The following is a 5,223-nucleotide window of genomic DNA, read 5'->3' on the forward strand; positions in this document are numbered from 1 at the left end:
CGGTGCGCTGTCGCGTCGGATCATCGAGTACTTCGACGGCGCCGCCTTGCCGCGCTAACGCACGGTCTTTCGCGGGATCCGCGCGTCAGCGTTGGCGGCGTGGTAGGCGAAGGACGCCATGATCACCGCGTTCTTCATGAGATCCGACGGCTGGATCGCCTCGAGGAAGTCGAGGTTGGTGTGACCGCCGGTGCCGGGGATGTTGTCCTGCAGGAATTGGAAGCCGGGCAGCCCCACCTCGTCGAACGCGACGTGGTCGGTGCTGCCAAGGCTCTGATTCGACACCACCGTCATGCCGAGGTCGCGGAACGGTGCCATCCACGCGGTGAACTGAGCGCGGGCAAGTTCGTTGCCCTGCAGCATGATGCCGCGGTACTGCCCCGCGCCGTAGTCCTGATTGAAGTACGCCGAGAGCTTCTCGTAGGCCGGCTTGGCGCCCACGGCGGGATCGCGCGGATTGCCGAAGTGCTGCTTCACGTACGCCCGCGAGCCGAACAGCCCCTGTTCTTCGCCCGCCCAGAGCGCCACGCGAATGGTGCGTCGCGGCTTCGCGCCAACCGCCTTCAGGATGCGCATCGCCTCCAGCGCCACCGCCACTCCCGACGTGTTGTCGCTGGCGTTCGGGCTGGCGTGCCACGTGTCGAGGTGCGCGCCGATCATCACGACTTCGTCTTTGAGGTCGCTGCCGGCGATTTCGCCCACGAGGTTCATCGCCTGTTCCGCCGTGTCACCGACGCGGTTGCGCACTTCGACTTCGACTTTCACCGGAATGCCGCGGGTGAGAATGCGGTACATCCGGTTGTAGTGCTCGGGCGTGATGGCCACGATGGCCGGTGACGCGAGCATGCCGGCGCGCGACCACCCATCGGTGCGCGAACCGGGGCGCGAGAAACCGCGCACGGCACCGAGCCAGCCGCTTTCGCACTGCAGCACTGCCGCGACCCCCTCCGCCGCGTAGAACGCGATCTTCTCCTCGGCCGTGAGCAGGTCGGGATGACGGGCCACGCGCGGGGGCACGACGCGCGGCGGCGCGATGACGGTGCGCTCGCGCGCGTCGAGATCCTGTTGCGTGAGGCGCGGGACGCCGTTGGTGAGTGGCGCGAGGTCGACCACGGCCGGCGGCGTGACGAGCACGGCCTTCCCCTTGAGCGTGCCGCGGTACTTCTCGAGATCGGCCTTCACCAGCAGGTCGACGATGACCGCCGGCGCCACCTGCCGGCCCTGGGTGCTGCCGGTGTGCGCCACCGGATAGCCCACCATCGGCTGGTAGTCGGGTTCGAGCAGATGGATCGACACGTACTCGTTGTCCCACGTGACGCCGAAGTCCATGAACGGTTCGGCGGCCACGTTCACGAGGCCCATCGTCTTCATCTGCCCCTGCACCCACGTCTGCGCGCGGGCCATGTCGCGCGACAGCGTGAGTCGCGCGCCGAGCACGTCGGTGATGTACCCCTCGTACTCCATGACTTGCGAGCGCTGGAGCCCTTCCTCGCGGATGCGGGCGACCATCACCGCATCGACCGGGTCGGCGTCGCCGCGCATGGCGGCGGTGAGCGCGAGAAGGAGGACCGTGGCGAGCGGCCGGAGTGGGGAGGTCATGGCGCGGGGTGACGGAGGGTGGGGGGGGCGGAACACCGACATGGTCGCGGACTGTCGCTTACGGTACCGCGTTCATCGAACGCCACACCGGGTAGTACGCCGGCGCCGGCGACTGCCCCAGCACCGCGTCCAGCAGGTTCCACCACATGAAGCCGTCGTCGGAGCGCGGATCCATGAGAATGAACGCCAGTCGCGCCAACGGCTGATCCATGGGAATCACCAGCGAGCCGGCCGGCAATGTCTGCTCGGCCGCTTCCCACGCGCCGGTGAGGGTGCGCGCCTTGTGCGTGCCCTGATATTCGCGCGTTTCCAGCGTGTTGGTGGCAATCTTGAAGCGATCGCCGCTGAACGGCTGATCGGCGGTGGTCACACGATAGCGGATGCCGTGGGCCTCGAGGCGATCGATCACCGTGGCCATCATACGCTGCGTGGGCGTACCCTGTGCGCCGCCACGTCCGCCACCGAATCCGCCCGGTGCGGGTGCCGGTGTCGGCGCTGCAGCGGTCGAGGCAGTCATGGGCACCACCCACACCCGCGGGGCGAGCGTGGTTTCGGTAGGCTCGGCGGTGCCGAAGAACGGCAGCATCTCGGTGGTCACCAACGCACGATCCTGCCCGTCGGGACGCAGGCGATACGGCCGGTCGGCCACGTACGGGTTACGAACGGAGATGGTGGGCGCGAACACGATGGCCTGCAGCGCCGGGGCCTTCACCAGCTGCTGGCGCACCGCGAGCTGCTGCCCGATGATCGACTCGGCGTTGGCCTTGGCCACCACGTCGCGCACCGTCGCGCCGTGCGACGCCACGTAGCTCAGCGACTCTTCCAGGAACCAGTACGTCTCGGTGATGCGCGTCTTGAACGACGCGTACGAGTAGGTCTCGGTGAGCAGGCCGAGGATGTTGCGCACGCCGTAGTAGGTGGAGGTGTAGCGCGGCTTCGCCAATTCGGCGTCGGAGCGCCACGCGCGCTGCTCGCCGGTGCCCGACACGCCGCCGTAGTAGAACCAGTCGGCGCCATGCTTGGTCTTCACATTCTTCGTGATCTCCGGCAGCAACACGTCGCGCAGCAGGCTCATTTGCGCTTTCGAATTGTTCGGATTGAGCGACGTCTCGTACGTCATGGTGAAGCCGCTGTTCGAGCTGCCGTCGGTGGTGTGCAAGTCCATCGCCACGTGCGGCTGATAGCGCGTAAGCAGCGACGCCATCGACCGCGCTTCGGCGGTTTCCATCTTCGTGCCGTCGCGATTCAGGTCGAGCCCCTGCGCATTCTCGCGCGTACCCATACCGCCTACGGGGCCGGCCTGCGAGCCGCGGTTGGATACCGACACGCGTTCGTTGCCGTCGGCGTTGTAGATCGGATTGATGAGCAGCACCGTGCTCTTGAGCCACGCATTGCGTTCACCCTTGGCGATCGAGCGCAGCAACCAGAGCAGCGCTTCTTTCCCTTCCACTTCGCCGGCGTGGATGTTGCCCTGGATGTACACGCGGGTCTTGTTGGTCGCGAGTACCTGTTCGGCGCTGGCCCCAGGTGCACCGATCACAGCCAGCGGCAGCGGCCGCCCCTCGGTGGTATAGCCGTAGGTGGTGAGATGGATATTCGGGTTCACCGCCGCCATCTGCTTCATGTACGCGATGACGTCGTCGTAGCGGCTGGTCTCGGCGTAGTCGGTGCGCTCGGGGCGTGTGAGCCACTGCGCGCCCGTCGTGCTCGCGCGTGCTGTCTTGGCGGCTGGTGTCTGCGCCGAGAGCGCGCCGCCGGTGAGAAAGAGGGCGGTACTCGTGAGCGCGCACAGCACGCGGGTGACAGGCGAAACGGACAACGGCTTCATCGGACAACTCCGGAAGGGAGGGGGACTTCGTTGTGATCCTGAATCGTGCGCAGCTCGTGCAGACGTGGCGTGGGGCCATCGTGCGCGCGCAGCATCACGGCGATACTGGTCTTGCCCTTGGTCACGGCGAAAGGCACGAGGAGTTCGATCACGGTGGGCGCACCGGCTGTGGCATCAACGCGTTTGGTGGCGATGACGCTGTCTTCCACGATCAGCTCGAAGCTGCCCGACGCACCGCCCAGAAAGGTGCAGGCGATCGTGACGTCGGTGTCGTCGAAGGTGGTCACGGCGTAGCGGATCCAGCCGGTGGCCTGGCGGTAGGCGCGGCCATCGGCGGTGCCGGCGGTGTCGTCATGGCCGGCGTATCCGTGCTGGGCTTCGCTCGGGGCGCTGCCGGCCGCGACGACGTCCACCACGCGGCGATCGGCGCGCGCGAAGGGCGTTGCCAGGGCGGCGGTGGCACAGGCCGCGAGCAGGGCGGTCAGGGCCGCCGTGCGGCGGAGCAGGGGAGGGAGCGTGGCCATCACTCGTCGGGGAAGGGCACGTCTTCCAGACCGGGACCGGCGGCTGTTCGCGACACCGGACCGCCCACGGCGCTGCCGGCTCCGGCCATGCCGGCGCGGGGCTGCGATGCGCTCGGCCACGCAACCGCGCTCAGCGCACACCGGGCGAGATCCAGTTCGGGGAGCGGTACGTCCTGACGGATCGTGGTGAGCTGCAGCATGAGCCGCAGGTGCTCGTGCTGCCCGGCCAGTTTCGCGGTGTCGTCGCGGTGGCTCACGAACTCGCTGGCCTCGAGCGCTTTCTCGATACTCTGCCACCGCCGCAGCAGCTTCACCGCGGTGCCCTTGCCCACGCTCTTCACGCCGGGAATGTCGTCGCCCTCTTCACCGCACAGGGCCTTGAACGCCGGCAGATTGGCGGGGAGCACACCGAACTTGGCCAGCACCTCGGCGGCGCTCCACGGCTTGATGCGCGTGCCGTTGGGCCCCTTGCCGGCCCCCACGTAGGTGGCCACGTCTACGCCGTCCGACACGAACTGCAGCAGGTCGGAGTCGTTCGACAGCACGGTGACGCGCGCTTCGCTCCGGAAGCGCGCCATGAGCGAGGCCACGCTGTCGTCGCCTTCGTACGACGCCACGCTCACGCTGGCGATGCCGGTGGCTTCCACTCCGTCGCGGATGGGGGTGATGCGGGCGCGCATGCCGCCGGTGCGCCGGTGCTTGTAGCTGGGGAACAGGGCGTGCCGGAAGGTGGGGCCGTCGTGGTCCCAGGCGGCGACGACGTGCGTGGCGGCGATGTCCATGGCGGCGCCGCGGGCCATCTGGCACCACAGGCGCACGCCGTTCGTGACATCGCCGGCGGCCACATGGGCGGCGCGGCCGGCCAACGACTGCGCGTCGACGACGAGGAGGTGCGGCAGGGTCATCGGCACAATTTAGCCGTCAGGCGGCGGTGCCGATGTCCGCGTGCGCGCGGCCGGCGGTCGTGGACATCCCGGAGGAGGCTCGCGTGTAGAACGGATCGTGGGCGAGCCCTTTACCCGGCGCGGCTCGGCGCACTAGCTTCTGAGTGTGGTGCGGTCGGCTGGTGGGCCGTGTCTGCGGGCGTAATTCAGTTGGTAGAATGCCAGCTTCCCAAGCTGGACGTCGCCGGTTCGAGTCCGGTCGCCCGCTCTGAGATAAAGTGATCCCCTGCAACGGCTAAGGTTGCAGGGGATTTTCTTTTTGGGCGTTCGGGGGTCGTCTCGGGTACTGGGTCTCCGTCGGCTTCGCTCGCTGGACCTCGTCGTGACT

At 68.0% G+C, this 5,223-nt stretch carries 4 protein-coding genes and 1 tRNA gene; 1 reads left to right on the forward strand and 4 read right to left on the reverse strand.

What is annotated here, in order from left to right; translation table 11 throughout:
- Positions 1–54: 54 nt before the first annotated feature.
- From ACIRA7_RS14695 to ACIRA7_RS14710, 4 genes are read right to left on the reverse strand one after another with little or no spacing between them, the layout of a single operon-like run.
- Positions 55–1,599, reverse strand: coding sequence for a M20/M25/M40 family metallo-hydrolase (locus tag ACIRA7_RS14695; RefSeq protein WP_396221602.1), 1,545 nt, complete (start codon positions 1,597–1,599; stop codon positions 55–57).
- A 58-nt stretch (positions 1,600–1,657) separates the two neighbouring features.
- Positions 1,658–3,427, reverse strand: a complete 1,770-nt coding sequence (locus ACIRA7_RS14700) for a M14 family metallopeptidase (RefSeq protein WP_396221603.1) — start codon at positions 3,425–3,427, stop codon at positions 1,658–1,660.
- The gene (locus ACIRA7_RS14705) at positions 3,424–3,951 is read right to left on the reverse strand and encodes a DUF6805 domain-containing protein (protein WP_396221604.1); all 528 of its coding nucleotides are present in this window, start codon (positions 3,949–3,951) and stop codon (positions 3,424–3,426) included. Before ACIRA7_RS14705 ends, ACIRA7_RS14700 begins: the two co-directional genes overlap by 4 nt.
- Positions 3,951–4,856 (reverse strand): 5'-3' exonuclease H3TH domain-containing protein, encoded by a 906-nt coding sequence (locus ACIRA7_RS14710; protein ID WP_396221605.1) that lies wholly within the window; start codon positions 4,854–4,856, stop codon positions 3,951–3,953. The genes ACIRA7_RS14705 and ACIRA7_RS14710 overlap by 1 nt, the downstream gene beginning before the upstream one ends.
- 174 nt (positions 4,857–5,030) lie before the next feature.
- Between ACIRA7_RS14710 and ACIRA7_RS14715 the strand changes: the two genes are divergently transcribed.
- Positions 5,031–5,103 (forward strand) — tRNA-Gly (locus ACIRA7_RS14715).
- The last annotated feature ends 120 nt before the right edge of the window (positions 5,104–5,223 follow it).

Origin of the sequence: Gemmatimonas sp. (genome assembly GCF_044376735.1) — a bacterium.
GTDB lineage: Bacteria > Gemmatimonadota > Gemmatimonadetes > Gemmatimonadales > Gemmatimonadaceae > Gemmatimonas.

Coding starts and splice junctions, on each gene's coding strand:
- ACIRA7_RS14705 (WP_396221604.1), bottom strand. CDS start 3,951: ATGGCCACGCTCCCTCCCCTGCTCCGCCGCACGGCGGCCCTGACCGCC.
- ACIRA7_RS14695 (WP_396221602.1), bottom strand. CDS start 1,599: ATGACCTCCCCACTCCGGCCGCTCGCCACGGTCCTCCTTCTCGCGCTC.
- ACIRA7_RS14710 (WP_396221605.1), bottom strand. CDS start 4,856: ATGACCCTGCCGCACCTCCTCGTCGTCGACGCGCAGTCGTTGGCCGGC.
- ACIRA7_RS14700 (WP_396221603.1), bottom strand. CDS start 3,427: ATGAAGCCGTTGTCCGTTTCGCCTGTCACCCGCGTGCTGTGCGCGCTC.